General features: G+C 64.6%; 24 protein-coding genes and 1 riboswitch. Of the genes, 19 read left to right on the top strand and 5 right to left on the bottom strand.

Features of this window, described 5'->3' with window-relative positions; all coding sequences use genetic code 11:
- Positions 1 to 18: 18 nt before the first annotated feature.
- On the top strand, positions 19 to 1,254 hold the full coding sequence (locus ACGYLO_RS14205; RefSeq protein ID WP_271689805.1) for a putative DNA modification/repair radical SAM protein: 1,236 nt from the start codon (positions 19 to 21) through the stop codon (positions 1,252 to 1,254).
- Complete coding sequence (locus tag ACGYLO_RS14200) at positions 1,254 to 2,684, top strand: UdgX family uracil-DNA binding protein (protein ID WP_271689804.1); 1,431 nt, start codon at positions 1,254 to 1,256, stop codon at positions 2,682 to 2,684. Before ACGYLO_RS14205 ends, ACGYLO_RS14200 begins: the two co-directional genes overlap by 1 nt.
- On the opposite strand, the gene ACGYLO_RS14195 is transcribed toward ACGYLO_RS14200, so the two are convergent.
- Complete coding sequence (locus ACGYLO_RS14195) at positions 2,681 to 3,319, bottom strand: SOS response-associated peptidase (protein WP_271689803.1); 639 nt, start codon at positions 3,317 to 3,319, stop codon at positions 2,681 to 2,683. The two genes, ACGYLO_RS14200 and ACGYLO_RS14195, sit on opposite strands and share 4 nt — an antisense overlap.
- A gap of 145 nt (positions 3,320 to 3,464) precedes the next feature.
- Here ACGYLO_RS14195 and ACGYLO_RS14190 point away from each other — a divergent pair, with 145 nt between their 5' ends.
- The 13 genes from ACGYLO_RS14190 to ACGYLO_RS14130 all read left to right on the top strand — a co-directional run bounded on the left by ACGYLO_RS14190 (position 3,465) and on the right by ACGYLO_RS14130 (position 16,663).
- A complete protein-coding gene (locus ACGYLO_RS14190) occupies positions 3,465 to 4,199 on the top strand; it encodes an ImuA family protein (RefSeq protein ID WP_271689802.1) in 735 nt (244 codons plus the stop codon).
- Entirely contained in the window at positions 4,147 to 5,634 is a 1,488-nt protein-coding gene (locus ACGYLO_RS14185) for a Y-family DNA polymerase (protein WP_394376866.1), read from the top strand. Before ACGYLO_RS14190 ends, ACGYLO_RS14185 begins: the two co-directional genes overlap by 53 nt.
- Positions 5,634 to 8,963 carry an error-prone DNA polymerase gene (locus tag ACGYLO_RS14180; RefSeq protein ID WP_271689801.1) on the top strand — a complete coding sequence of 1,110 codons (3,330 nt, stop codon included), beginning with the start codon at positions 5,634 to 5,636 and terminating at the stop codon, positions 8,961 to 8,963. Before ACGYLO_RS14185 ends, ACGYLO_RS14180 begins: the two co-directional genes overlap by 1 nt.
- A 111-nt stretch (positions 8,964 to 9,074) precedes the next feature.
- A riboswitch (TPP riboswitch) is annotated at positions 9,075 to 9,171 on the top strand.
- A 66-nt stretch (positions 9,172 to 9,237) separates the two neighbouring features.
- A complete protein-coding gene (gene thiD / locus ACGYLO_RS14175; RefSeq protein ID WP_271689800.1) occupies positions 9,238 to 10,041 on the top strand; it encodes a bifunctional hydroxymethylpyrimidine kinase/phosphomethylpyrimidine kinase in 804 nt (267 codons plus the stop codon).
- Positions 10,034 to 11,014: an FAD-dependent oxidoreductase gene (locus tag ACGYLO_RS14170; RefSeq protein ID WP_271689799.1), complete on the top strand. Its 981-nt coding sequence runs from the start codon at positions 10,034 to 10,036 to the stop codon at positions 11,012 to 11,014. Before thiD ends, ACGYLO_RS14170 begins: the two co-directional genes overlap by 8 nt.
- Positions 11,004 to 11,201 (top strand): sulfur carrier protein ThiS, encoded by a 198-nt coding sequence (gene thiS, locus ACGYLO_RS14165; RefSeq protein WP_067260908.1) that lies wholly within the window; start codon positions 11,004 to 11,006, stop codon positions 11,199 to 11,201. Before ACGYLO_RS14170 ends, thiS begins: the two co-directional genes overlap by 11 nt.
- Positions 11,202 to 11,204: 3 nt before the next feature.
- On the top strand, positions 11,205 to 11,966 hold the full coding sequence (locus tag ACGYLO_RS14160; protein WP_093925876.1) for a thiazole synthase: 762 nt from the start codon (positions 11,205 to 11,207) through the stop codon (positions 11,964 to 11,966).
- The gene (locus tag ACGYLO_RS14155; RefSeq protein ID WP_271689798.1) at positions 11,963 to 12,559 is read left to right on the top strand and encodes a thiamine phosphate synthase; all 597 of its coding nucleotides are present in this window, start codon (positions 11,963 to 11,965) and stop codon (positions 12,557 to 12,559) included. Before ACGYLO_RS14160 ends, ACGYLO_RS14155 begins: the two co-directional genes overlap by 4 nt.
- Positions 12,556 to 13,518 carry a HesA/MoeB/ThiF family protein gene (locus ACGYLO_RS14150; RefSeq protein WP_271689797.1) on the top strand — a complete coding sequence of 321 codons (963 nt, stop codon included), beginning with the start codon at positions 12,556 to 12,558 and terminating at the stop codon, positions 13,516 to 13,518. Before ACGYLO_RS14155 ends, ACGYLO_RS14150 begins: the two co-directional genes overlap by 4 nt.
- 37 nt (positions 13,519 to 13,555) lie before the next feature.
- Positions 13,556 to 14,503: an ABC transporter substrate-binding protein gene (locus tag ACGYLO_RS14145; protein ID WP_271689796.1), complete on the top strand. Its 948-nt coding sequence runs from the start codon at positions 13,556 to 13,558 to the stop codon at positions 14,501 to 14,503.
- Complete coding sequence (locus ACGYLO_RS14140; protein WP_271689795.1) at positions 14,500 to 15,183, top strand: TenA family protein; 684 nt, start codon at positions 14,500 to 14,502, stop codon at positions 15,181 to 15,183. The genes ACGYLO_RS14145 and ACGYLO_RS14140 overlap by 4 nt, the downstream gene beginning before the upstream one ends.
- Complete coding sequence (locus tag ACGYLO_RS14135; protein WP_271689794.1) at positions 15,180 to 15,917, top strand: ABC transporter ATP-binding protein; 738 nt, start codon at positions 15,180 to 15,182, stop codon at positions 15,915 to 15,917. Before ACGYLO_RS14140 ends, ACGYLO_RS14135 begins: the two co-directional genes overlap by 4 nt.
- A gap of 32 nt (positions 15,918 to 15,949) precedes the next feature.
- Complete coding sequence (locus ACGYLO_RS14130; protein WP_271689951.1) at positions 15,950 to 16,663, top strand: ABC transporter permease; 714 nt, start codon at positions 15,950 to 15,952, stop codon at positions 16,661 to 16,663.
- A gap of 223 nt (positions 16,664 to 16,886) precedes the next feature.
- On the opposite strand, the gene ACGYLO_RS14125 is transcribed toward ACGYLO_RS14130, so the two are convergent.
- Positions 16,887 to 17,234, bottom strand: coding sequence for a GNAT family N-acetyltransferase (locus ACGYLO_RS14125; RefSeq protein ID WP_276154423.1), 348 nt, complete (start codon positions 17,232 to 17,234; stop codon positions 16,887 to 16,889).
- A 329-nt stretch (positions 17,235 to 17,563) separates the two neighbouring features.
- The gene (locus tag ACGYLO_RS14120) at positions 17,564 to 17,725 is read right to left on the bottom strand and encodes a hypothetical protein (RefSeq protein ID WP_271689792.1); all 162 of its coding nucleotides are present in this window, start codon (positions 17,723 to 17,725) and stop codon (positions 17,564 to 17,566) included.
- 62 nt (positions 17,726 to 17,787) lie between these two features.
- Between ACGYLO_RS14120 and hemN the strand changes: the two genes are divergently transcribed.
- From hemN to ACGYLO_RS14100, 4 genes are all read left to right on the top strand, one after another.
- A complete protein-coding gene (gene hemN / locus ACGYLO_RS14115; RefSeq protein ID WP_271689791.1) occupies positions 17,788 to 19,143 on the top strand; it encodes an oxygen-independent coproporphyrinogen III oxidase in 1,356 nt (451 codons plus the stop codon).
- Positions 19,144 to 19,302: 159 nt separating this feature from the next.
- Positions 19,303 to 19,647, top strand: coding sequence for a DUF3140 domain-containing protein (locus ACGYLO_RS14110; RefSeq protein WP_271689790.1), 345 nt, complete (start codon positions 19,303 to 19,305; stop codon positions 19,645 to 19,647).
- 366 nt (positions 19,648 to 20,013) lie between these two features.
- Entirely contained in the window at positions 20,014 to 20,967 is a 954-nt protein-coding gene (locus ACGYLO_RS14105; protein WP_394376863.1) for a TAXI family TRAP transporter solute-binding subunit, read from the top strand.
- Positions 20,968 to 21,028: 61 nt separating this feature from the next.
- A complete protein-coding gene (locus ACGYLO_RS14100) occupies positions 21,029 to 22,813 on the top strand; it encodes a TRAP transporter fused permease subunit (RefSeq protein WP_276154425.1) in 1,785 nt (594 codons plus the stop codon).
- A 390-nt stretch (positions 22,814 to 23,203) separates the two neighbouring features.
- Here the strand turns inward: ACGYLO_RS14100 and ACGYLO_RS14095 are convergent, their stop codons facing one another.
- Positions 23,204 to 24,742 (bottom strand): acyl-CoA synthetase, encoded by a 1,539-nt coding sequence (locus ACGYLO_RS14095; RefSeq protein WP_271689787.1) that lies wholly within the window; start codon positions 24,740 to 24,742, stop codon positions 23,204 to 23,206.
- A 1-nt stretch (position 24,743) separates the two neighbouring features.
- The gene (locus ACGYLO_RS14090) at positions 24,744 to 25,760 is read right to left on the bottom strand and encodes an NAD(P)-dependent alcohol dehydrogenase (protein ID WP_271689785.1); all 1,017 of its coding nucleotides are present in this window, start codon (positions 25,758 to 25,760) and stop codon (positions 24,744 to 24,746) included.
- Positions 25,761 to 25,762 lie beyond the last annotated feature (2 nt).

The raw sequence follows: 25,762 nt of genomic DNA, 5'->3' as shown, positions 1-25,762 counted from the left end.
AGAACATATATAGAACGCATGACCAAACAGACACTCGATCGAAAACTGGCGATTCTCAGCGATGCGGCGAAATACGACGCCTCCTGCGCCTCCTCGGGCTCCACCAAGCGCGACTCGCGCGATGGCAAGGGGCTGGGCTCCAACGAAGGCAGCGGCATCTGCCACGCCTATGCCCCGGACGGGCGGTGCATCAGTCTGCTCAAGATTCTGATGACGAATTTCTGCATCTATGATTGCAGCTATTGCATCAACCGCGTCTCCTCGAACGTGGAGCGCGCGCGCTTCAGCGTGGACGAGGTGGTGAAACTCACCATCGAGTTCTACCGCCGCAATTACATCGAAGGGCTGTTTCTGTCCTCCGGCGTGATCCGCTCGCCCGATGCCACGATGTCCGACATGGTGCAGATCGCCCGCAAGCTGCGGCATGAGGAGAATTTTCGCGGCTACATCCACCTTAAGACGATCCCCGATGCCTCGCCCGAGTTGATCGAGGAGGCCGGCCGTCTCGCCGACCGTCTGTCAATCAACGTGGAACTGCCCACCGACACGGCGGTGCAGCAATATGCGCCCGAGAAAAAGCCTGAGCAGATCCGCCGCGCCATGGCGAATGTGCGGATGACCAAGGAGGCGAGCAAGGATAAATCCTTCTCCGGCAAGCGCCCGCCGCGCTTCGCGCCCGCGGGCCAGTCGACGCAGATGATCATCGGCGCGGATGGGTCAAACGATGCCACGGTGCTGGGGCAATCGACGCGGCTCTATTCCAGCTACAAGCTGAAGCGGGTCTATTACTCCGCCTTTTCGCCCATTCCCGACAGTTCGTCGAAACTGCCGCTGATCCGCCCGCCCCTGCAACGCGAGCACCGGCTTTATCAGGCCGACTGGCTGCTGCGGTTCTACGACTTTCAACTGGATGAGATCACCTCCGTCACCCGCGACGGCAACCTTGATCTTGAGGTCGACCCCAAGCTCGCCTGGGCGCTGGTGCACCGCGAACACTTCCCGCTCGACGTCAACCGCGCCAGCCGCGAGAAGCTGCTACGGGTGCCGGGCTTTGGCGTCAAAACCGTGAACCGCATCCTCGCCGCGCGCCGTCACCGCGCACTGCGCTACGAAGACCTCACCCGCATGGGCGCCTCGATGAAAAAGGCCCGTGCCTTCGTCACCGCGGGCGGCTGGACCCCCGGTGGCCTCACCGACAGCGCCGACCTGCGCGCGCGTTTCGCGCCGCCGCCCGAGCAATTGACCCTGTTCTGATGCACCGCGTCTCCCTGCCCCCCATCGGCACCGCCAAGGCATGGCGCGAGGCGGCGCGCGGTTTTCTTGCCGCGGGCGTACCGCCTGAGGATATCCTTTGGGGTGACCATGCCGCCGCCCCCGATCTTTTCGGTGGGGAAGCCGCACCGGCCGCCACGGGCCGCGTCGCGGTGCCGCGCAGTTTCGTGTCCATGGCCGAGACCGCCGTCTGGCACAGTGATCCCGAACGTTTCGCCCGTCTCTATGCCTTTCTCTGGCGCGTGAAGGACGCGCCGCATCTGATGTCCGACCGGGGCGATGCCGACCTCGCCGTGCTGCGCGGGATGGAGAAGAACGTCCGCCGCTGCCAGCACAAGATGAAGGCCTTCGTCCGCTTCCGCGAGATCGGCGATCCGAACGCCCCGCGCCGCAGCTTCGCCGCGTGGTTCGAACCCACGCATCACACGGTGGAGCCTACGGCGGATTTCTTCGTGCGGCGGTTTTCGGACATGGACTGGCGCATCCTCACGCCCGATGTCTCGGCCATCTTCGAGGGCGGCAAGCTCAGCTTTCAAGAAGGCCACGCCAAGCCTGACCTGCCCGAGGACGCGGGCGAGCAGTTGTGGATCACCTACTTCCAGAACATCTTCAACCCCGCCCGCCTGATGGTGAAGGCGATGCAGTCGGAGATGCCCAAGAAATACTGGAAGAACATGCCCGAGGCCGCCTTCATTCCCCAGATGATCGCCGAGGCCCCGGCCCGCGCCCGGGCCATGGCCGAGGCCGCCCCCACCCTGCCGCCCGCGCGCATGGACCGGGTGCAGGCGCAGCTTTCGGCTTTTGAGTCCGCTTGGGACGGCTCGATGGAAGAGCTTCCGTCCGCGATCCGCGCCTGCACCCGCTGCCCACTTCATTGCCACGCCACGCAGGCCGTGCCGGGCGAAGGGCCGACGCATGCCGATCTCATGGTCGTGGGCGAACAGCCCGGCGATCAAGAAGACCTCGCGGGCCGCCCCTTCGTCGGGCCGGCGGGGCAGATGTTCGACCGCATCGCCGGCGAAGCGGGGCTGGACCGAGACGCCGCCTTCGTCACCAATGCGGTCAAACACTTCAAGTTCACCGCCCGCGGCAAACGCCGCATCCACCAGCGCCCCGAGATGCCGGAGATCGACCAGTGCCGCTGGTGGATGAACGCCGAGGTGGCGCAGGTGCAGCCCAAGCTCATTCTCGCCATGGGCGCTACGGCGGCGCAGAGTCTCACCGGCAAGGGCACGGGTATCCTGAAACGCCGCGGCACGATCGAGGCGGGGCCCGAGGGCATCCCTGTGCTGATAACCCTGCACCCCTCCTACCTGCTGCGCGTGCCCGACCCAGCCGTGCGCGAGGAGGCAGAGGCGCAGTTCCGCTCCGATCTGGCGATGGCGGCGCGGATGATGGCCGAGGCGGCTTAATCCTCGGGGTCGATGACCTGCAGGGCACCATCCGGCAGGGGGCGTTGCAACGCGGGCAGATCGGCAGTCTCGGCGCTCAGCCACGTATGCACTTCGTCGGGCGTGGTCAGGATCACTGGCATGGCCTTGGGGTGGACGGCCCCGACCTCGGCGTTGGGTTCGGTGGTGAGAAAGCCATAGAGGTTATCGGTGGTCTCGCCGTCCTTGAGTTTTCGCACGCTCGTCCATTGCGTCCAGACCCCGGCGAAGAAGGCCAGCGGGCGGTCTTCGCCAAGCGCGAACCAGATCGGGCGCGAGCGTTCGCCGGGGCGGTTCAGCGGCTCGGAAAAGGCGGTGAAGGGCACCACGCAGCGATGCTCCCGCACCAGCCAGCGCCGCCAATGCGGTGAGGCGATGTTGCGGATGTTCGTGACGCCGCGGTCGGTCTTCTTGCCCTTGAGCGCGAAGGCCGGCGAGGGCATCCCCCACCGCATCATCTCCAGCACCGGGCCGCCATCGCCATGGCGCACCACCGGGGCCGGGTAGTCGGGGTAAATGCCGGGCATCGGCGGCAGATTGCCTGCCTGGTCGTTGATCCCGTCGAACCAGCCGCGGATCGCGTCCTGCCCCTTGGTGAGGGAGTAAAGATTGCACATTGGTCGCCTCCTGTCGCAGCCTTGGCCCAGTAGATGCGGGTTTTCCGCGCCCCGACAAGGGCTTCGCGGGGGCGGCTCAAAATTTTGACAGGGCCGCAGTTCATCGTTTATGAATAGAACAAAATGTGAACATATGGAGTCGTGCATGACAACCGATTCTACATATGGGCAGGTCCTTACCCTGCCGCGGCGACGGCCGTCGACACCGCCCGAGCCGGGGGTTCTGGCCACGCATGCGCCGCTGACGGATGTCTTTCCGGGGGCCTTCGCCAGTGCTTCGGCGAGTGGCTTCGTGCTGTCGCTCTTGCCGCGCGGCAAGGGGCCGGTGCTCTGGGTGCAGGACTTCCTGTCGCGGCGCGAAAACGGCGCGCCCTATACCCCGAGCCTCGCGGCCTTCGGGCTGGAACAGCCGGTGCTGCTGGTCACCGCCAGCCATCCGCGCGACGTGCTCTGGACGATGGAGGAAGGGGCCGCCTGCGCGGGGCTTTCAGCCGTGGTGGGAGAGGTGCATGGCGGGCCGGAGGTGCTGGATTTCACCGCCACCAAACGGCTGTCGCTGCGGGCCGAGGCCTCGGGCGTGCCGCTCTACCTCATCCGCAGCGGCGACCCCGGGGGCCTGAGCGCGGCGCGGATGCGCTGGCGCATCGCCTCCCTGCCCGCGCAGGCGCATCCCGACGATCCGCAGGCCCCGGGCGCGGCCCGCTGGGATCTGGAGCTGTTTCGCGCGCGCGGCCATGCGCCGGGCCGATGGGTGGCCGACCATGAGCCCGACAAACGCCACAGCCCCCGCGCCGCGGATCGTCTCCGTCTGGTTCCCTATGCTGACGATGGAGCGGTGGCGCCGGGTGATCGCCCAATACCGCAGCGTTCCGGGGGATGAGGTGCCGGTGGTCCTGTCGTGCGACGGGACGCACGGGCCGGTGGTCCATGGGCTGAGCACCGCCGCCCGCGCCCGCGGCATCGAGACGGGCGCGCGGGTGGTCGACGTGCAGGCGATCCACCCCGACCTGCATGTCGAGCCCGCCGATCTGGAGGGCGATATCGCCCTGATCAAGCGGCTGGTGCATTGGGCGCGGCGCTGGTGCCCCTGGACCGCGCGGGACGTCGATCACGGGCTGCTGCTCGATGTGACCGGCTGCACGCATCTTTTCGGCGGCGAGGCGGCGATGCTGCGCGATATCCGCAGCCGCTTTGCCCTGCAGGGGCTGACCGCGCGCTGCGCCATGGCCCCCACCCCCGGTGCCGCGCAGGCACTGGCGCGTTTCGGCTCCGGTGCGCAGATCTGCGGGGCCGAGGATCTGGCCGCCGCCCTCGCCCCCCTGCCCGTCGCCGCCCTGCGGCTCGACGCTCAGACCACGCGGCTCTTGGACCGGCTCGGCCTCAAGACCATCGGCGCGCTGAGCGATCTGCCCCGCGCCGCGCTGATGCGCCGCTTTGCCAGCCTCAAGCCCGACCGCAACCCGCTGATCCTGCTCGACAAAGCGCTCGGCCAAGCCCCCGACCCGCTCAACGCCCCGCCGGACCATCGCCACTTCATGACCCGCAGCCGTCTGCCCGAGCCGGTGATCGACCCCGCCCCGCATCTGCCCGCGCTGGTCGAAGACCTCTGCACCCTTCTGGCCCGCGCCGAATTGGGCGCACGGCGGCTGCGTCTGACGATCTACCGGATCGACGGCGATTGGCGCACCCTCGGCGTCGCCACGGCGCGGGCCAGCCGCGATCCGGCGCATCTGCGCAGGCTTTTCGATGGCAAGCTGGAGAACATCGACAGCGGCTTTGGTTTTGACCTGCTGACGCTGGAGGCGACGGACAGCGAGCAGCTGCCGCTGATCCAAGACCACCTCGACGGCAAACGCGACCCCTCGGCGGATGTGGCCGGGCTGCTCGACCGTCTGGCGGCCAAGCTGGGCAGCGACAAAGTGAGTTGGCCCGCTTGGCGCGAGACCCACAAACCCGAACGGGTGGAGCACCGCGTCGACGCCCTGCAAGGCACCCCCGCCGCCGCCCCCACCCTGCTGCGCGAGCGTCCCCTGCGGTTGCTCACCCCGCCCGAGGAGGTGCGCGTCATCTACGCCGTGCCCGAAGGCCCGCCCTCGCAGTTCAACTGGCGCCGCGTCACCTACAAGACCACCCGCCACGCCGGGCCTGAGCGGATCGCCCCCGAATGGTGGCGCGACCGCCCCGGCACCCGTCTGCGCGATTACTATAAAGTCGAGGTCGCGGGCGGCCAGCGCTTCTGGCTCTACCGCGAGGGCGTGATCCACGATGGCCGCGGGGCCGAGCCGCGCTGGTTCCTGCATGGGCTCTTCGCCTGATGCCCGAGCAAGAAGGACATAAGCGCCGCACGCTGGGCGAAGACGGCTTCAGTCCGCCACCCCGGGCGGACTACGTGGAGTTCGGGCTGGCGAGTTGCTTTTCCTTTCTGCGTGCCGCCTCGGACGCCGTCGATCTGGTCGAAACGGCGCATCACCACGGCTATGACAGTATCGGCATCGCGGATCACAACACCCTCGCGGGCGTGGTGCGGATGCATGTGGAGGCCGAGAAGGCCCATATTCGCCCCCTGATCGGGGCGCGGCTGGTGCTGCTCTGTGGGACTGAACTGCTGGCCTATCCGCAGGACCGCGCCGCCTATGCGCGGCTCTCGACGCTGCTCTCGGCGGGCAAGATGCAATCGGTGGACGGGGAATGGCAGCAAAAGGGCGAGACCCATCTGACGCTGGAGATGCTGCAAGGCCACGCCGAAGGGCTGCACCTCATCGTCATGCCGCCCGAGAACCTCGACCTCTTCGCCGCGGGCCTGCCGCGGCTGCTGAAAGCGCTGCCGGGGATGCGCCACATCGGCGCGAGCTTCCTCTACCGTGGCGATGACCGGGCGCGGATCAACCGGCTGGATGCGCTGGCCCGTGCCCATGGGCTGAGGCTGCTTGCCACCAACGATGTGCTTTACCACGCCCGCCACCGCCGCCCGTTGCAGGACGTGATGGTGGCGATCCGCGAGGGGGTGATCGTGCCCAAGGCGGGCTATCTTCTGGCCGCCAATGCCGAACGCCACTTGAAATCCCCCGAGGCGATGGTGCGCCTCTTCGCCGACTGGCCCCATGCCATCGCCGAGACGCGCCGCCTTGCCGACCGGATCGAATTTCGCCTCACCGATCTGGCCTATGAATACCCCCATGAGATCGTCCCCGAAGGCCGCACCCCGATGGAGGAACTGGCCCGTCTCACATGGGAGGGCGCCGCGCGGCGCTACCCCGAGGGCGTGCCCGAGGCGGTGAAAAAGACCATCGAGAAGGAATTCGCCCTGATCGAGACCAAGAAGATCGCCCGCTATTTCCTGACCATCTATGACATTGTGCGCTTCGCCCGCGAGGAGGCTGAGCCGCCGATCCTCTGCCAAGGGCGCGGCTCGGCGGCCAACTCCGCCGTCTGCTTTTGCCTTGGCATCACCTCGGTCGACCCGGCGGTGCATGACCTGCTTTTCGAGCGCTTCCTCAGCGAGGAACGCGACGAGCCGCCCGACATCGATGTCGATTTCGAGCACGAGCGGCGCGAGGAAGTCATCCAGTACATGTACGGCAAATACGGCCGCCACCGCGCCGGGCTCTGCGCCACGGTGATCCACTACCGCCCGCGCTCGGCCATCCGCGAGGTCGGCAAGGCGATGGGGCTGTCCGAAGACGTGACCTCAAAACTCGCCGGCACCGTCTGGGGCAGTTTCGAGGGCGAGATGGACGACGCCCGCGCCCGCGAGGCGGGGCTGGACCTGTCGGACCCCTATCTGCGTATGGTGCTGACGCTGGCCAGCCAGATGATCGGCATGCCGCGGCATCTGAGCCAGCACGTCGGCGGTTTCATCCTGACCGAGCGCCCCCTGACCGAGATCGTGCCCATCGGCAACGGCGCCATGCCCGAGCGCAGTTTCATCGAATGGGACAAGGACGACATCGACGCGCTGCAGATCTTCAAGGTCGATATCCTCGCGCTCGGCATGCTGACCTGCATCGCCAAGTGCTTCGACCTGATCGAGGCGCATTACGACCGCCCGCTGGAACTGGCCACGGTGCCGGTGGAGGATCACGAGGACGACGCCACGGGGCGACCGACCTACGACATGCTCTGCCGCGGCGACAGCCTTGGTGTCTTTCAGGTGGAAAGCCGCGCGCAGATGGCCATGCTGCCAAAACTGCGCCCCCGCGTCTTCTATGATCTGGTGATCGAAGTCGCCATCGTCCGCCCCGGCCCCATTCAGGGCGACATGGTCCACCCCTATCTGCGCCGCCGTCAGGGGTTGGAGAGCGTCGTCTACCCCGCCCCCGGCCCAGCCTATCCGCAGGACGAGCTTTTCAGCATCCTCAGCCGGACGCTGGGCGTGCCGATCTTTCAGGAACAGGCGATGAAAATCTCCATCGACGCGGCACAGTTTTCCCCGACCGAGGCGAACGAGCTGCGCAAGGCCATGGCCACCTTCCGCTCGCGCGGGACGATCGAGAAGCTGCAGGACAAGATGGTGGGCCGCATGACAAAACGCGGCTACGATCCGGTCTTCGCGCAGCGCTGCTTCGACCAGATCAAGGGCTTTGGCGAATACGGTTTCCCCGAAAGCCATGCGGCGAGTTTCGCCAAGCTGGTCTATGTCTCGTCATGGATGAAATGCCACTACCCGGCGGCCTTTGCCTGCGCGCTCTTGAACTCGCAACCGATGGGGTTTTACGCGCCGGCGCAGATCGTGCGCGATGCGCGTGAACATCAGGTCGAGGTGCGGCCCGTGGACGTGAACCTCTCGGACTGGAACTGCACGCTGGAGCCTTGTGGCGAGGGCTTTGCCCTGCGCTTGGGGCTGCGCATGGTGGACGGCCTGCAGGAAAAGGCGGGCGCGCGGATCATGGACCGGCGCGAGACGCCTTACGCGGATGTCGAAGACCTCAAGAGCCGCGCCGGGCTGGATGCCAAGGCGATCCGCCAGCTCGCCGCCGCCGATACGATGCGCAGCATGGGGATCGACCGGCGCCAAGCGCTCTGGCAGGCCCAAGGGCTGCGCGACGCGCCCGCCTTGCCGATCTTCGACCATGTCGAAGCCTCGGCCCGCGGCCCGGAGCCGGAGGTGCATCTGCCGGTGATGCCGAAGGCGGAGCAGGTGGTGGCCGACTACCAGACGCTGCGCCTGTCGCTGAAGGCGCATCCGATGTCCTTCTACCGCGGGAGCCTTGCGGCGCAGGGGTTTTCCTCGGCCCGGGACCTTTCGCGCATGGGCCACGGGCGGCGGGTAAAGCTGGCGGGGCTGGTGCTGGTGCGCCAGAAACCCGGCAGCGCCAAGGGGGTGTGTTTCATCACGCTGGAGGATGAATTTGGCGTCGCCAACCTCGTGATCTGGCCCAATATGTTCAAGCTCTACCGCCCCACGATCATGTCGTCGCGGCTTCTGGTCGTGGAGGGGCGCGTGCAGACCGACGGGCGGGTGATACACGTGGTGGCCGAGCGGCTTGAGAACCGCTCTGACCGGCTGGCAGCACTATCGGAGGCACCGATGCCCGGCATCACGACGCGCGGCGATCACCCAACCCATCCGCTGCCCGGTCAGGTGGCCATGCACGGCCACCCGCGCGATGCCAAGGTGATCCCCAAATCGCGGGATTTTCATTAACGAATCCTCATGCAATGCATGAGGTACACACCGCAACTACATGATATAAAAAGCAAACCAATAAATAACCGATCCCCTGTTGACCCTCTGAACGCCCCTCGCTAGCCTGCCGGAAATCCGTTGGGGTGCCGCAAGGCTGAGAGGTGAAAACCGACCCATCGAACCTGATCCGGGTCGTACCGGCGTAGGGAACGGAAGCAAGCATCGGCCCATCCGGGCGGTCGTTTACCCCGTATCTCCATGCCCTCGGCCCATCTAACGAATGGGGGGCCGAATGGCGTTTCAAGCACTAACGATTGCGGGGTCCGACAGCGGCGGCGGGGCGGGGATTCAGGCCGATCTCAAGACCTTCAGCGCGCTTGGCGTCTATGGGGCCAGCGTGCTCACCGCCGTGACCGCACAGAACACCCGCGCCGTCACCGCGGTCGCCATGATCGCGCCTGCGATGATCCGCGCGCAGATGGCGGCGGTCTTTGGCGATCTGGCCATCGGCGCGGTCAAGATTGGCATGTTGGGCGACCCGGCCACGATCTCCGCCGTGGCCGAGGAGCTGGCCGACTGCGCCGCGCCCATTGTGCTCGACCCGGTGATGGTGGCGAAATCCGGCGATGCGCTCCTCTCTGCCGAAGCGGTCAAAACCCTGCGCGACCGGATGCTGCCCCGCGCCTATGTGCTGACGCCAAACCTGCCCGAGGCCGCACGGCTGCTGGACACAGAAGAAGCCACCGACGAGGCCACCATGCTCGCGCAGGGCCGCGCGCTGCTGTCGCTCGGCCCCCGCGCGGTGCTGATGAAGGGCGGCCATGGCAAGGGCGAGACCTGTGTCGATCTGCTGATTTCCGAGGCCGACACCCTGCGCCTTTCCGCGCCCCGCCAGCAGACGGCGAACACCCATGGCACCGGCTGCACGCTCTCTGCCGCCATTGCCGCCGGTCTGGCGCGGGGCCAGCCTCTGCCGCAGGCGGTGGAAGCCGCCCATAGCTATCTGCAACGCGCCATTGCCGCGGCGGACGCCCTCAACATCGGCCATGGCCACGGGCCGGTGCATCATTTTCACGGCGTTTGGCCCCATGAGTGATGTCACGATCATCGGCGCGGGCGTGGCAGGGCTCTGGGCCGCGCGGGCCTGTCTGGCGCAGGGGCTGCGGCCAAGGCTCGTTGACCGCAAAGGCCCGCCCGGGCCGCACGGCTGTTCGTGGTGGGCGGGCGGCATGCTCGCCCCCTTTTGCGAAGGCGCGCTGAGCGAGCCTGCGGTGGTAACCCATGGGCGGCGTGCCGCGGCGCTATGGGGGAAGATCACGGAAGTCACCCATCGGGGCACGCTGGTCCTCGCCCCCGAGCGGGACCGCGCGGAATTGCAGCGTTTCGCCGCCCGCACCGAAGGCCACAGCGACTGCGACGCCGAAGCCATCGCGGCCTGTGAGCCGGACCTCGCCGGGCGCCATCGCCGCGGGTTGTTCTTTGCCGAGGAAGCGCATCTGAACCCGCGCCAAGCGCTGCAAGACCTGACCCATGCGCTGGCCGCCGAGGGCGTGACGGTTAAGACCACGGCCCTCACCCCTTCGGAGGTCACAGGCCCGGTGATCGACTGCCGCGGCATGGTGGCCCGCGACGCTCTGCCCGGTTTGCGTGCCGTGCGCGGCGAGATGATCCTGCTGCGCGCGCCTGAGATCGCCCTCACCCGCCCGATCCGCCTGCTGCACCCGCGCCATCCGCTCTACGTCGTGCCGCGCGGGCAAGGCATCTACATGCTGGGCGCGACCCAGATCGAAAGCGCCAGCCGCAGCGGCATGACCGCCCGCTCGGCGCTGGAACTGCTCTCAGCCGCCTATGCGCTCGACCCGCGCTTTGCCGAGGGCGAGATCATCGAGATGGGCGCCGACCTGCGCCCGGCTTTCGCCGACAACCTGCCCGGCATCGTGCAGCGCGGGGCGGTGCTGCATCTGAACGGATTGTTCCGGCACGGTTTTCTCATGGCGCCCGCCTTGGCCGAACAGGCTGCGGGCTTTCTGGCAACAGCGACAACGGGGGATTTATTCCGTGAAGATTGAAGTGAACGGCGAGACGCGTGAGGTCACCGCCGCGCAGCTTGACGCGGCATTGGCAGAGCTGGGCTGGGGCGAAGCGAAAGTCGCCACCGCCCTCAACGGCAGCTTCGTTCCCGCAGGCGCGCGGGGCGAGACCATGCTGAGCGACGGCGACCGGCTCGAAGTGCTCAGCGCCATGCAGGGGGGCTGAACGATGCGCGATTTCTACGGCACCACCCTGCCCCTGCCGCTGATGCTGGGCACCGCGCGCTACCCCTCGCCCGCAGTGATGGAGGCTGCCTTTCGCCAAAGCGCCGCGCCGGTCGCCACGGTTTCGCTGCGCCGCGAACAAGGCGCAGGACAGGCGTTTTGGGACATGGTGCGCGGCTTGGGCGTGCATCTGCTGCCCAACACCGCCGGCTGCCATTCCGCGCGCGAGGCGATCACCACGGCGCAGATGGCGCGGGAGTATTTTGGCACCAATTGGATCAAGCTCGAGGTCATCGGCCATGCCGACACGCTGCAACCTGACCCCTTCGGGCTGGTCGAGGCTGCCGAGGCGCTCTGCGCCGATGGCTTCGAGGTCTTCCCCTATACCACCGAGGATCAGGTGCTGGCCGCGCGGTTGGTCGATGCGGGCTGCCGGGTGCTGATGCCTTGGGGTGCGCCCATCGGCTCGGGGCTGGGGCTGAACAACCTGCACGGGCTGCGCAGTCTGCGGGCAGCATTTCCCGATGTGGCCATGGTGATCGACGCGGGCCTCGGCCTGCCCAGCCATGCGGCACAGGCGTTGGAGATGGGGTTCGACGCGGTGCTTTTGAACACCGCCGTGGCTGAGGCCCGCGACCCCGCCGCCATGGCCGAAGCCTTTGCGCTGGCCTGCCGCGCGGGCGCGCTTGCCGCCGCTTCCGGCCCTATGGGCCAGCGCGACATGGCCGTGCCCTCCACCCCCGTCATCGGAAAGGCTTGGCTATGAGCTTGCCGCGTTTCTACCCCGTCTTCGATAGTGCCGCATGGGTCGCGCGGGCCGTGCCCTTGGGCGTGAAGCTGGTGCAACTGCGCATCAAGGACGCGCCCGAAGAGGTGCTGCGCGCCGAGATCACCACCGCGCTCGACCTCTGCCGCCAGCACGGCGCACTGCTGGTGGTGAATGACCATTGGCAACTGGCGATTGAACTGGGGGCCGATTGGCTGCATCTGGGGCAAGAGGATTTGGACAGTGCCAACATCCCCGCGATCCGCGCCGCCGGGCTGAAGCTGGGCCTGTCGACCCATGACCATGCCGAGCTTGACCGCGCGCTGGCCCTCGCCCCCGATTACATCGCCCTCGGCCCCGTCTATCCGACCATTCTGAAAAAGATGAAATGGACCGAACAGGGCCTCGACCGGCTGACGGAATGGAAGGCGCGGATCGGGGACATTCCGCTTTGCGCCATCGGCGGCATGTCTGTCGCCCGTGCGCCGGGGGCCTTTGCCGCCGGGGCCGATACGGTGGCGGCGGTCACGGATATCACGCTGAACGCAGACCCCGAAGCGCGGGTGCGCGAATGGCTTGAGGTGACGGCATGAGCCGCTATGTCCGCCAGACCGTTCTGCCGCAGGTCGGTGCCGGGGGGCAAGCGCGGCTCACGGCGGCGCATGTGCTGGTCGTCGGGGCCGGAGCGCTGGCGGTGCCTGTGCTGCAATATCTCGTCGGGGCCGGTGTCGGGCGGATCACATTGGTCGACGGCGATCAGGTGGCCTTGAGCAATCTGCACCGCCAACCGCTCTACCGGATGGACGATATCGGCAGGCCCAAGGTCCGTGCCGCCGCCGAGGCGATGGCGGCGCTGAACCCCGAGGTGACGCTTGCCCCGCGTGCCGAATGGCTCACCCCCGCCAATGCGCCCGCCCTGCTGGCGGACTGCGATATCGCGCTCGACTGCGCCGACACTTTCGCCGCCAGCCTGACCCTGTCGGACGAAGCCCGCGCGCAGGGCAAACCGCTGATTTCAGCCTCGGCCCTTGGGCTGTCGGGCTATGTCGGTGGTTTCTGCGGGGGTGCTCCCTCGCTCCGCGCCGTCTTCCCTGACCTGCCGCAGACGGCAGCGACATGTGACACGGCGGGCGTCTTGGGGCCCGTGGTCGGGATGATCGGCGCGGCACAGGCGCAGATGGCGTTGTCGGTGCTGCTGGGGCTGTCGCCCTCCCCGCTCGGGCAACTCCTGACTTGGGATACCGCGCAATGGCGCATGTCGGGCTTTCGCTTTGACAATGCGCCCGAGCCTGCACCCACCGCGCGTTTCATCGCTGAAAGCCAGATCGCCCCGCGCGATATGGTCATTGACCTGCGCGCCGAAGCGCCTGCGCCTTTCTCACCCCAAGCCCGTCATGTCCCGCCCGAGGCGCTGCCTGACCTGACGCTGCCGCCCGATACGTCGCGCATTGTGCTTGCCTGCCGCACCGGCCTGCGCGCGCATCACGCGGCCAACACCCTCCGCGCACGCTGGCCGGGCGAGATCGCCCTGATCGCACTGCCCGATGCCTGACCTTTTCCCCGAACAAACAATCTATTGGAGCCATTCCGTGAAAAACATACTCGCACCCCTTGCCCTTACGCTGATCGCCGCCCCCGCCGTGGCCCAAGACAAAATGACCGTCATGCTCGACTGGTTCGTGAACCCCGATCACGGGCCGATCATTCTAGCGCAGGAGAAGGGCTATTTCACCGATGCGGGGCTGGAAGTCGAACTCGTCTCCCCCGCCGACCCGAATGAGCCGCCGCGCATGGTGGCGGCGGGCCGGGTCGATCTGGCAGTCTCTTACCAGCCGGAACTGCATCTCGCCCAGCGCGAGGGGTTGGACCTGCGCCGTGTGGGCACGCTGGTCGAAACCCCGCTCACCTGCCTCGTCGTCCGAGCCGATGGGCCGGTGCAGGAGATGGCGGACCTGAAGGGCAGAAAGGTGGGTTTCGCCGTGGCGGGCGTGCAAGAGATGCTGCTGGATGCGATGCTGAGCCACAATGGCGTGGCGCCTGCCGAGGTCGAGCAAATCAACATCGGCTGGTCGATCTCGCCCGCGCTAATGTCGGGACAAGTCGACGGAGTAATCGGCGCATTCCGCAATTTCGAGCTGAACCAGATGCAAATCGAAGGCTATGAGGGCCGTTGCTTCTACCCCGAAGCCGAGGGCGTGCCCGCCTATGACGAGTTGATCTACGTCGCCCATGCCGAAGAGATGGACCGCGACATGATCGCCCGCTTCCTGCGTGCCACCGAACGGGCCGCCGCCGATATCGTGAATGATCCGGCCGCCAGCGGAGAGGTCTTCTTTGCCTCCGACGCCGAGCTGCGCAACGAGCTGAACACCCGCGCATGGGAAGACACATGGCCGCGCTTCGCCACCCGCCCCGCCGCGGTGGACCACGGGCGCTATGACCGGTTCGAGACCTTCATGCAGGAAAGCGGCGTGGTGGAAACCGTGATCCCCGCCGCCGATCTGGTGGTCGACGTCACGGCGCAGGCGAAACCATGACGGCGCCCGATTACGGCAAGGCCTTCGCAGCATGGCGCAGTGGCGCCGGAGAGACTTGGCGGGCCTATACCCGCCATGACTTTGTCGAACAGTTGGGCAACGGCAGTCTGCCACAGGCCAGCTATCTGCATTACCTGCGGCAGGACTATGTTTTCCTGATTCACTTCGCCCGCGCTTGGGCGCTTGCCGCGGCCAAGGCGGAAACGCTGGATGAAATGGCCGCTGCGAGTGCCACGGTCCATGCGCTCGTGCATGTGGAGATGCCCCTCCATGTGGAAACCTGCGCAGGCCATGGCATCGGCCGCGCCACGCTTGAGGCCACGGCAGAGGCCCCCGGCAACCTCGCCTATACACGCTATGTTTTGGAGGCGGGCTATTCCGGGGATTTCCTTGACCTGATGGCCGCCCTCGCCCCCTGCGTTCTGGGCTATGGTGAGATTGGGTTGGCCCTGCGGGGCAATGACGGCCCCTATGCCGATTGGTGCGCGGTTTATGGGGGTGAAGAGTATCAAGCACTGTGCCGCGATGTCGGCGCGCTGATCGACGGGGGGCTAGAGCGGCGTCTGGGCGCAAGCTGGCAAACCCTGCCCCGAGCCAAGACCTTGCAAGAGCGTTTCAACACGGCCACCGCCCTTGAGGTTGGCTTTTGGGACATGGCCCTGTCGCCCGCAGCAACATGACCGCCCCTACGGTGCATCTATCGGGCGCGCTCCACGGCGCTGCGGGCCTCTTGATCGACCATTTCGATCTTATCCTCAAGGCCGGGCAATGGAACGTCTTGCTCGGCCCCTCGGGTGTGGGAAAAACCTCGCTGCTGCGTCTGCTTGCGGGTCTGCCCACTGTGGCCCGGCTGGAGGGCCGTATTGCTACGGATGACGACCGTCCCCTCGCCCCCCGTGTTGCGATGATGGCGCAGGACGATCAACTGCTGCCTTGGGCGAATGCGGTTGAGAATGTCACCATCCCCGCCCGGCTGCGCGGAGAACGGGCGGACCCTGCCCGCGCCGCAGCACTTTTGGCCGAGGTCGGGCTTCGCGCGGAGCTGCGCCGCAAACCTGCCCAGCTTTCCGCCGGTCAGCGCCAGCGCGTCACCCTTGCCCGCACGCTTTACGAAGACCGCCCCGTGGTCCTGCTGGACGAACCGTTCTCGGCCCTCGATGTGGTGACCCGCCTTAAAATGCAGGATCTAGCGGCGCGGCTGCTTTGCGGGCGAACCGTCGTGTTGATCACCCATGACCCGGCGGAGGCCCTGAGGCTCGCCGATCACGCTTGGATCGTGAGCCGCCATGGGGCCGCCCCCTGCCCCCTGCCCAAAACGCCGCCACCCCGCCGGATCGACGCCCTCGAGACCCTCGCCGCCCAAGCCGATCTGCTGCGCCGCATGGGGCTGGCCTCACCCGCGCAGATCGCCTGATGGTATCTACGTTGCATAAATTATGGCGTGGCATGGTCTGCTTCGCCCTCGCCGTCGCGATATGGCAGCTTGTTGTCACCCTCAGCGGCGTGCCGCGTTTCATCCTGCCGGGACCTTGGCTTGTCTTGCAAGCGCTGGGCGGGAATGCCGCGCTGCTCTGGCAGAATGCGCTGTGGTCGGCGGGCAATCTTGCGCTGGGCCTAAGCTTAGGCATTTTCCTCGGCATTGAGACCGCGCTGTTGCTGACCCTCTCGCGCCGCGCGCGCTGGCTGCTGCGCCCGATGCTGGTGGTGGCTCAGGCCGTGCCTGTCTTCGCCCTCGCCCCGGTCATCACCCTTTGGCTCGGCTACGGGATGCCCTCCAAGATCGTGACCATCGCGCTGGTCACCTATTTTCCCATCGCCTCGGCCCTCTTCGACCGGCTGATGGCGCTGCCCCCGGGCCTGCGCGATCTGGCGCATCTCTCAGGAGCCAACCGCTGGCACGAAACACTGCTGCTGCGCCTGCCCCATGCCGTGCCGGGCCTGATCTCGGGCCTGCGTCTTGCGGTGGTCTACGGCCCCCTCGCGGTGCTGATTGGCGAATGGGTCGGCTCATCCCGCGGTCTGGGGCATCTGATGCTGATGGCCAATGGCCGCGGCCAAACCGCGCTCATGTTCGCGGCCCTGATCGTGCTCGCGGCGCTGTCGCTGCTGCTCTGGTCCGCGGTCGAAGCGCTCGCCCGCTGGACGGCACGGCGGTTTTAGGTGCCTTGAAACCCCATGGTCAGCGTGATGCTCGTATGCGGCACGGCATGGTGATCCGCGCCCCAGCGTCCAAGGATATCCGGTCACAGCCAAAGTTATCGGCTATGTGAAATGGTTAATCGATGAAACCGACACCGTCGGGCGCGGGTTCACCATCCCCTAAAAGCTAAAACGTGAAAATTGGCCGCCGGAAGATTACGCATGCCCGCCTCGAATTTCTTGCTCAGTTCAACGACAGCTGCGCGACACATTCGCCCCCGCGGCAACGTATCTCTCCCCCTTCTTCGATGCAGAGTTTTTTGATCGCGATATTGCTGCGTAAGAAGTTCACATCCACCGTCTCAATATTTCGCGCGCGCGCTTCGGCCAGACCGCGATGGAAGAGCCTCCGGCCATAGCCGCGCCCTTGATAGGCGTCTTCAACCGAAAGCCCGATCTCCGCATGGGTGCTGTCAATGCAATGAAGCTCCAGTATCGCACGCAAAGCATCATCGCATTCGACGCCGAGCGTCAGGTCGAGGTTGGACCCCCGCACCACGCGCAGCAAGGCATCATCGTTAAGTTGGCCCATGAACCTGAGCTCGCGCGAAGCGGGGCTAAGTCTTTGGTAATGTTCGCATAGGGTCTGCTTTAGAAGCGGGAGGGGAACGGAAAGAGGTTCTGGAACGGCGGTGTGCATGATGTCTCCAATCTCAAGTCCAAGATGGGAGTCCGACCCGCCCGGAGTAGAGATCGAAAAGGGCAGGAGAAATGCGCTGCTTGCATAGGTTGCCGGCACGTTTGCTATTCCAACCTGTGGCGCGCGCCGCGGGAATAGCGCGCTGCTGCCCTCGTCATCCTGTTGTCCTTCGTGCAGTTCCGGGAAACCGCAGGCGCGGCGTGCATCAATCCCGCGACGGCCTATACCGCCCCCTCCGCTTCCGCACTCAGCCGCTGCGCTGCCCCGCCGGGGGCGGCACCCAAGACGGCGATACCGCGGTAGAGGATCGGTGTCAGAAAGAGCGTGAAAACCGTAGCAAAGCCCAAGCCGCCGACGATCACCCAACCGACGGCAATGCGCAATCTTTGCGTCCGAATTGATCCAGCGCAAAGACCGCAGAACGGCACCCCCCTAAACCGGTGCCATGGAACAGATACAGATGCTCGAGGCTCTCGGCCTCTTCGACGCGCGCGTGCCGCGCTACACCTCCTATCCCACCGCGGCGGCTTTCACCCCCGCGGTCGGCGCCGCGTTTCAGCGCTCAGCGCTTGGCGCGTTGGACCCCGGCGCGCCGGTCTCGGCCTATGTTCACATCCCCTTTTGCGAGCGCCTGTGCTATTTCTGCGCCTGCCACACGCAGGGCACCAAGACGCTCAGCCCTGTCGAGCGCTATATCGAAGCTCTTGAGGCCGAGCTTGAGCTTCTGCGCGCCGCGATGCCTGCGGGCATGCGGATGGGGCGGATGCATTGGGGTGGCGGGACACCGACCATCCTACCGCCTACCCTCATCGAACGCCTGAACCGCGCCCTTCATCAGATCTTCACCCCGACCGAGGATTTCGAGTTCTCCGTCGAGATCGACCCCACCCAGATTGACCCCGCCAAAATCGCCGCCCTGCGCGCCGCGGGCCTCACACGGGCCTCTATCGGCATTCAGGATTTCGACCCTGAGGTGCAGCAGGCCATCGGGCGCCTCCAGTCCTTCGAGGTCACGCGCCGCTGTGTCGGTCAGTTGCGCGCCGAAGGGGTCACCTCGCTCAATGCTGACTTGGTTTACGGCCTGCCTCATCAGACCATGGCGCGGCTGGAGGATACGATCGACAAGACCCTGTCCCTTGCCCCGGATCGCGTGGCGCTTTTCGGCTATGCGCATGTGCCATGGGTCGCGAAACGGCAGAAACTCATCCGCGAGGCGACACTGCCAGACGCCGTCGCACGCTATCACTTCGCTGAGAGGGCCGCGGCACGCTTCGCCGCGTCGGGCATGGAGGCAATCGGCATTGATCATTTCGCCACGCCGCAGGATGGGCTGACCCAAGCAAAGAACAACCGCCGCCTGCGCCGGAATTTCCAAGGCTACACCGATGACAATTGCCAAACCCTGATCGGCCTCGGCGCCTCGTCAATCTCGCGTTTTCCGGGGGGCTACGTACAGAACGCCCCCGCGACGGCGGCCTATACCGCGCACATCGCCGCTGGCGACTTGCCCGGAACGCGCGGCTACGCTTTGAACGACGCTGAGCGCCTGACCGCGCGGGCGATCGAATGTCTGATGTGCGACTTCACTCTTGATCTGAACGCCTTGGCAGAAACCTTCGGCGCGGGGGCCTTCGATCTCGCGCCCGAGTTAAAGGCCATCGCGACCCGCTACACGCCATTCGTGCGCTTGTCCGGAACGCGCCTCGACATCCTGCCCGAAGGTCGCGCCCTGACCCGCATGATCGCATCGATGCTGGACCAGGAGGTGCCGGAGGGCATGCGCTATTCGCAAGCTTCCTGAGCTTTATCCGGCCCGCCCGAGGCGCGGGCCGTTCGGACACTGACAAGCTGACGGCAGACAGATTGGCGCGCGTCCCGCCGACCATGGCAGACCGCTGTGGCCGATCGGAACAAAGCGCGCGCGGGCCGGTTTCTTCCCAATAATGGATTGGGAAAGAAAATGTCTTCATCGAAATCGAAGGACGAAATCTGGGACGAGTGGCGCGATCTGGTCAACATGGCACCGGCGGAGCTTGAGGACTGGCTGGAGACCGAGGAGTCCAAGTCCGTGGGCGACAGCGGAAGCGGTGAAAGCACCGGGCACAAGTCCGGCCGCCGGATCGTCAAGATCAAACGCGCCAACAAGGACGATCTGACCGACGATCAGTGGGATCACATGGCGACCGTCGTCGGCTATATCAAACGGCATCTCTCCCAAGGCGGGCCGAAGGATGACGTTAAAGACTCGAAATGGCGCTATTCGCTGATGAATTGGGGCCACGACCCTCTGAAGGGCGATAGCTGACGCACTGTGCCTTGCCCGAGTGGTAAGGGGATGGACCTTTGATCGGGCTTCGACCTTGGCGAAGGAGCGCAGACAATTGAGCTTCTTCGCAACTCAAGCGTCGATATCTTTCGCCCTCTATGGCCTGCAATCCGCGCATCGCAGAACTGGTTGCGGGGCGCAGCGAACCTGCCGCCTCTGCCATCTTCCCATATCTTCGACCTCGCAAGACCGAAGCGGCCCGCCGTATTGGTCCGTAATAGCCACCCAACAGCGAAACCCCATTCTCGACAATGTCGTAGTGTGCTGCCACAAAGTCACCCAAAGGCAGTCCCGCACCTGTTTCGCCGGGAGATCGTTCGCCTTGCGCTTGGAGGAGGAAAAACCATGAATGCGTTGAGACAAACTATTGGCGCGGCATTGGCCCTGGGGCTTGTCGGGGGCGCCGCAAGCGCCGAAACCAGAGTGACCTATAAGTCGGCCAAATCGGGCTCGTCCTACTATCAAATGGGCGTGGAGCTTGCCGAGGCTATGAAAGCGGGCAGCGGCGGAGACATCTCGGTTACCGTGGAAGAGAGCCAAGGATCGGTTCAGAACGTCATGGAAGTCCGCGCGCGCGGGGCCGACTATGTCTTTACCACCCCGCCCTCCCTCGTTGGTCTGGCCCAAAACGGCAAGGCTATGTTTGAAGGCAAGACCGCACCTGCTTTTGATGAGATTCGCGCGCTTTTCCCGATCCCATCGCTGACCATGCATTTCGTGATGTCTCAGGACAGCGGCGCCACCGCGCTTGCGGATCTGGAAGGCAAGAGCATCCTGCTGGGCAAAGGGTCTTTCGGCGCGACCGAAGGCGCGAAGTATCTGGATATGTTCGGGCTGGCAGACAGTGTCGAGATCGCGGATGCGGAATTGAGCAATGCCGTGGCCGCTTTGAAAAACGGGCAGATTGACGGCTTTGTCACCGCGGGTTCCTTCCCGGCGCCAAATGTCGTCGAAGCCGCCGCTTCCACCCCCGTGACCGTGGTCCCGTTGTCAGACGAGCAGATCACCCAATCCAAACGGACCCGCATTGTCATTCCGGCGGGCACCTATGCGGGCCAAGAACAGGATGTGACCACAACATCCCTGCCCGTCGTCGCCTTCACGACAACCAAGATGGACGATGAAACGGCCTATCAGCTGACCAAGACCTATTGGGAAAACAAGGCCAAGATGGCCGATACATCGCCTTGGTGGGGCAATGTCACGCCTGAGTTGATGGCCAATATCACCACTGAACTCCACCCCGGCGCGCTGCGCTATTACGAAGAAGCCGGGATCGCGACAGAAACCTCGCAATAACAAGACGCGCGGCGCGGGTTTTCCGCGCCGCGCTTGCCCAGCCAAAGCCGGACCCCCATAGATGACAAACCTCCCCGAAAGCCGATTGGCGGCGAGTTTCTGGATCGCGCTGGCCATCGCGCTCGTTAGCTATCACTTGGCTCTGGTGTTTTCGGGTCTGGTGCCGAACTTGATCAGCAGGCCGCTGCATATGGCCTTCATTCTGCCCTTCGCTTTGGTCTTTGACGCGCAGACACCGCTGCGGCGGATCACTGGCAGCTTCTTGGCCGCATTGGGCATCGCCGCAGCGCTTTGGGTGGCCTTCAACTGCGATGCGCTTGGCGATCAATACGGGTTCATCGAAAGCAACTTCCAGCTTGCCGTGGCGGTTACGCTCCTCTTGGTAGTGCTGGAAACGGCGCGGCGCGTGATCGGTTGGCCCTTGCCACTGGTTGCGGCACTCGCCCTGCTCTATGGCCTGTTCGGGCAGCATATTCCCGGCGAGTTCGGCCATTCCGGCACGCCGATCGAAAGCTATTTCGGAACACTGACCATTGCCGAGGGCGGCATCTGGGGAACGCTCACCGGTGTCTCGGTCTCTGTCGTGGCGATCTTTGTCATCTTCGGCGCAGTTCTGAACGCTGGCGAAGCGGGGCAAGGTTTCATGAATGTCGCCGCCGCCGCCGCGGGGCGGCTGAAAGGCGGCGCGGCAAAGGTGTCTGTTTTGTCGTCGGCGCTCTTTGGGTCGATCTCCGGCTCGGCCTCCGCAAATGTCGCTTCCACCGGCGCGATCACCCTGCCCGCGATGACCAAGCTTGGCTACCCCAAACGCCTCGCCGCCGCGGTCGAGGCCGTGGCCTCCTCAGGCGGGCAAATCATGCCGCCCCTGATGGGCGCAGGCGCTTTCGTGATGGTCGAGCTGACCGGCGTGCCCTACACCGGCATCATGGCTGCCGCCGCGCTTCCGGCCGTGCTTTACTTCGTGGCGGTCTGGGTTGGCATCAACGCCTACGCGCAGCGCTTCGCCCTCAAAGGGATCGCAGAAGCGGATCGCCCTGCATTGCGCGACGTGGTTGTCACATCGCTCTTTTTTCTCGTCCCCTTCTCGGTCCTGCTATGGGGGATGTTCGTCGCGCAGTTCACGCCGGAATATGCGGCGGCTATGGCGATCCTCGCAGCGGCGCTGCTCTTGTTCTTCAACGCAAAGCTCACTTTCGAGCCGCGCCAGATCGCCACGCGAATGGCAAGTGCAGTTCTCAATGCCGCGCGGCAGGTTGCCCTGATCGCCTCCATCATCCTTTGCGCCTCAATCATCATCGGTGTGCTGTCGATCACCGGGCTTGGCGTGAAAATCACCTCTCTCATTCTGGCGGGGTCTGGGGGGCTTCTTTGGCCGTCCCTGCTGCTCACGGCGCTTGCTTGCCTCATTTTGGGCATGGAAGTGCCCACCACGGCGGCCTATGTGATTTGCGTCTCCGTCGCCGGTCCTGCGCTCATTGAACTGGGTCTTTCGCCGCTTCAAGCGCATCTCTTTGTCTTTTGGTTCGCGCTTCTCTCGACAATCACGCCCCCGGTCTGCGGCGCTGTTTTTATCGCCGCGGGAATGATTGGCGAGAATTGGTTGAAGGTCGCTCTGACAGCGATGGCGCTTGGCATTGGGCTTTACATCATCCCACTGGGCATGGTCGCGAACCCGGATATGCTAAGCCTATCGGACGCCCCATTGGCAGCTCTCTTGGCGGCTGGTCGTGTCGCATTGGGGCTGACCCTGCTTTCATACGGTTTGATCGGAGCGCGACGGCCCGTGCCGACGCTCGCACTTTGCGCAGGTGGGCTGGCTGTTGTATTTTCTGGCCTGTGGTTTTGAGCGCGCGGCGTTAGAACAGGCGATTGGTTAAGTTGATGGTTCGAAGCAAACGCGCAAACCAATTCGGGCTCTATTGGAGGCGTGACCTGTTATCGAATTTTCACCCAGCCGCACCCAAAGCCCGTTTCGTCTTTACAATAGATGCCGCCGCTTGAGCGATCGCCCATCGTGCGGCGCTTCCATTTTTCGCAGAGGAGCGAGTGACTGCAATAGTCAGGGTTCGCGCGTAATAGACCGAGGTCAGAACACACAACGCCGAATGCCGGCGTTCAAACATGGTCTCATCAAGCAATTCACCCCGCATCCCTCCGTCGATACTCTCTAAGGAGGCCGTTCTGTATCCGCTAGCCGGGCGCGATATAGCGCCATTCGACCCTTTGGTCTGATCATTCACCTTGGCGCCAAATACTCATCCCTTAGGAGCCTCTTGTGCAGCTTTCCCGTCTCTGTCCGGGGCAACCTCTTGCGGAACTCGATACTCCGTGGGCATTTGATCGAAGACAGCTTTGTTCGGCAAAATTCAAACAAGGCGTCACGCAGTTCATCTGAAGCGTCGACATCTGGCAGCAACTGCACGACAGCATGAACGGCTTCACCAAAATCCTCATGTGGAATGCCGATAACGGCTGCGTCGAGCACGGCCGGATGGTTTAGCAGCGTATCTTCAGTCTCTTGCGGATAAACGTTCACTCCGCCCGAAATGATCATGAAAGATTTGCGATCTGTCAGGTAAAGATAACCTTCCGCGTCGACCCGACCGATATCCCCGAGGGTTGTCCAGCCTTTTTCATTTGTGGCACGCCGGGTTTTTTCCGGGTCTTTATGATAAGCGAACTGATGGCCATTCTCGAAAAAAATCTCTCCTTCTTGGCCAACTGGAAGCTCTTCTCCGGTCTCGCCGCAGATATGGATGACCCCCAGTTTGGCCCGGCCCACTGAACCGGGATGCCCCCGCCACTCACCGCTTGTTATCGCGGTGAAACCATTATTCTCCGTACCAGCATAATACTCGTGGATAATATCCCCCCACCACTCCAGCATCTCATGCTTGACCTCAATCGGACAGGGCGCTGCGGCATGCACAGCCATTTGCATGGAGGAAAGGTTGTATTTCTCACGTACCTCCTGAGGTAGTTTCAACAGGCGCACGAACATGGTCGGCACCCATTGGCTGTGGGTAATGCGATGTTCTTCAATAAGCCTTAGCGCCTCTTCGGCGTCAAAGCGGTCCATGACAACCGCAGTACCACCCGATTTTATCGTGACCATCGAGTGTCGTAATGGGGCTGCATGGTAAAGCGGCGCCGTGGACAGGTATCGGGTATCCGGCCCGTAGCCGAAAAGATCGGCTAGCAGATTGACCAGCATCGTGCGCGTTCCAAGCGGCGCGGGTTCCAACGGCCATTTAATACCTTTTGGCCGCCCCGTCGTACCTGAGGAATAGAGCATATCAAGCCCTTGTGCCTCGTCTGGGATTGGCGTGGTTGGCCGATCCGCGACGCCATGATCCCAACTTGGCAATCCTTCCGCCCCCCCGCCTACGACGCGCACAGCGAGGGCTTTGCCAAAATCCGTCTGTAGTTTTGCGATTATTCCCGCGAACCGATCGCTTGTAATTAGCAGCTGAGCATCGCAATCCTTAAGGATATAAGCGATCTCTTCCGGCCCCAGATGGGTACTGATGGTCGTGTAGTACACGCCGGCACGATCTGCCGCGAAACAGACCTCCAGCATTTCGCGACGGTTCTCCATCAGAATGGCAATATGCGCACCCGTTTCGATGCCCATAGCGCGCAACAAATGCGCGCCTTGATTGGCCCGGGCTTCGAGCGCAGCAAAGCTGACACTTTCGCCGGTGGCGGCCATGACAAAGGCTGCCTTGTCCGCCGGATGGTGGCGAGGCTGCCAAGAAGTATCAATGTCGGACATGTTAGAACTCGATGAGGGTTTTGCCAAAGTGGCCGCCGGCGCGCAGATGCGTTAGTGCCTCTTTCAGCTGATCGAACTTGAAGGTCTCGCCCAGAACAGGCCGCATGTTATGCTGAGCCATGGCGCGCAGCATCGCCTCAAACCCGTCTCGATGGCCCACGGTGACGCCTTGGAGGCGGACCTGCCGGGCGACAATCGGACCCAGCGAGGCGTCGATGTTAAGCCCCGAAAGCACCCCAATCATGGACAACGTCCCGCCCGGCCGCACGGCCTTCAGAGACAGAGGCAATGTTTTCGCGCCGCCTAACTCGATAATATTGTCATAGCCGCCGCAGTCGGCGGTGATGGGTCGGCTGGCACGAGCCCAATCTTCTTCGCTGCGGTAATTGATTGTCGCGTCTGCGCCCATTTCAGTGACTTTCGCGAGTTTGTCATCGCTGGAGGAAATCACAGTGACATGCGCCCCCTGCATCTTGGCAAAGGCCAAGGCGAAGAGCGCGACACTGCCGGTGCCTTGGACCAGCAATTTGTCCCCGGCGCGGGTTTGGCCGTGGGTGACGACCGCGCTCCATGCCGTGAGCGCGGCGCAGGGCAGCGTCGCCGCTTCGGCGTCGGTCAGGTAGTCAGGAACCTTGACCACCCCTTCCGCAGATAGACAGATGCGGTCGGCCATAACCCCGTCCAGCGGCCCCCCCAAGGCTGACGCAAAGCGTTCAGGGCTCGGCGCGCCCGCGGTCCAATTTTGGAAATAGGTCGGGCAGACACGGTCCCCGACGGCAACCCGGGTCACACCCGGCCCTACTTCGACAACTTCACCCACACCGTCGGACACAGGGATCAAGGGCAGTTCACCCGTCGCTCGGCCATAGCCCCGTTCGGGCACGATCAGATCGCGTGAGTTGAGCGACGCCATCCGCATCTCGACAATGACCTTTCCCGGTCCGCAGCTTGGCTCGTCGCACTCTGTCAGCGTGAGGTTGTCGAATCCCCAGTCGCCTTCAATCTGGAATACACGCATGG

The organism is Sulfitobacter sp. 1A13353 (assembly GCF_043557255.1).
GTDB lineage: Bacteria > Pseudomonadota > Alphaproteobacteria > Rhodobacterales > Rhodobacteraceae > Sulfitobacter > Sulfitobacter faviae.
The sequence above is the reverse complement of the archived record's forward strand: the minus strand, read 5'-3'. Positions and strand labels throughout refer to the sequence as shown.

Excerpts from the sequence above, each read along its gene's own strand:
- ACGYLO_RS14205 (WP_271689805.1), top strand. The coding sequence starts at position 19 with ATGACCAAACAGACACTCGATCGAAAACTGGCGATTCTCAGCGATGCG.
- ACGYLO_RS14200 (WP_271689804.1), top strand. The coding sequence starts at position 1,254 with ATGCACCGCGTCTCCCTGCCCCCCATCGGCACCGCCAAGGCATGGCGC.
- ACGYLO_RS14195 (WP_271689803.1), bottom strand. The coding sequence starts at position 3,319 with ATGTGCAATCTTTACTCCCTCACCAAGGGGCAGGACGCGATCCGCGGC.
- ACGYLO_RS14190 (WP_271689802.1), top strand. The coding sequence starts at position 3,465 with ATGACAACCGATTCTACATATGGGCAGGTCCTTACCCTGCCGCGGCGA.
- ACGYLO_RS14185 (WP_394376866.1), top strand. The coding sequence starts at position 4,147 with ATGGAGCGGTGGCGCCGGGTGATCGCCCAATACCGCAGCGTTCCGGGG.
- ACGYLO_RS14180 (WP_271689801.1), top strand. The coding sequence starts at position 5,634 with ATGCCCGAGCAAGAAGGACATAAGCGCCGCACGCTGGGCGAAGACGGC.
- thiD (WP_271689800.1), top strand. The coding sequence starts at position 9,238 with ATGGCGTTTCAAGCACTAACGATTGCGGGGTCCGACAGCGGCGGCGGG.
- ACGYLO_RS14170 (WP_271689799.1), top strand. The coding sequence starts at position 10,034 with ATGAGTGATGTCACGATCATCGGCGCGGGCGTGGCAGGGCTCTGGGCC.
- ACGYLO_RS14160 (WP_093925876.1), top strand. The coding sequence starts at position 11,205 with ATGCGCGATTTCTACGGCACCACCCTGCCCCTGCCGCTGATGCTGGGC.
- ACGYLO_RS14155 (WP_271689798.1), top strand. The coding sequence starts at position 11,963 with ATGAGCTTGCCGCGTTTCTACCCCGTCTTCGATAGTGCCGCATGGGTC.
- ACGYLO_RS14150 (WP_271689797.1), top strand. The coding sequence starts at position 12,556 with ATGAGCCGCTATGTCCGCCAGACCGTTCTGCCGCAGGTCGGTGCCGGG.
- ACGYLO_RS14140 (WP_271689795.1), top strand. The coding sequence starts at position 14,500 with ATGACGGCGCCCGATTACGGCAAGGCCTTCGCAGCATGGCGCAGTGGC.
- ACGYLO_RS14135 (WP_271689794.1), top strand. The coding sequence starts at position 15,180 with ATGACCGCCCCTACGGTGCATCTATCGGGCGCGCTCCACGGCGCTGCG.
- ACGYLO_RS14130 (WP_271689951.1), top strand. The coding sequence starts at position 15,950 with ATGGTCTGCTTCGCCCTCGCCGTCGCGATATGGCAGCTTGTTGTCACC.
- ACGYLO_RS14125 (WP_276154423.1), bottom strand. The coding sequence starts at position 17,234 with ATGGGCCAACTTAACGATGATGCCTTGCTGCGCGTGGTGCGGGGGTCC.
- hemN (WP_271689791.1), top strand. The coding sequence starts at position 17,788 with ATGGAACAGATACAGATGCTCGAGGCTCTCGGCCTCTTCGACGCGCGC.
- ACGYLO_RS14110 (WP_271689790.1), top strand. The coding sequence starts at position 19,303 with ATGTCTTCATCGAAATCGAAGGACGAAATCTGGGACGAGTGGCGCGAT.
- ACGYLO_RS14105 (WP_394376863.1), top strand. The coding sequence starts at position 20,014 with ATGAATGCGTTGAGACAAACTATTGGCGCGGCATTGGCCCTGGGGCTT.
- ACGYLO_RS14100 (WP_276154425.1), top strand. The coding sequence starts at position 21,029 with ATGACAAACCTCCCCGAAAGCCGATTGGCGGCGAGTTTCTGGATCGCG.
- ACGYLO_RS14095 (WP_271689787.1), bottom strand. The coding sequence starts at position 24,742 with ATGTCCGACATTGATACTTCTTGGCAGCCTCGCCACCATCCGGCGGAC.
- ACGYLO_RS14090 (WP_271689785.1), bottom strand. The coding sequence starts at position 25,760 with ATGCGTGTATTCCAGATTGAAGGCGACTGGGGATTCGACAACCTCACG.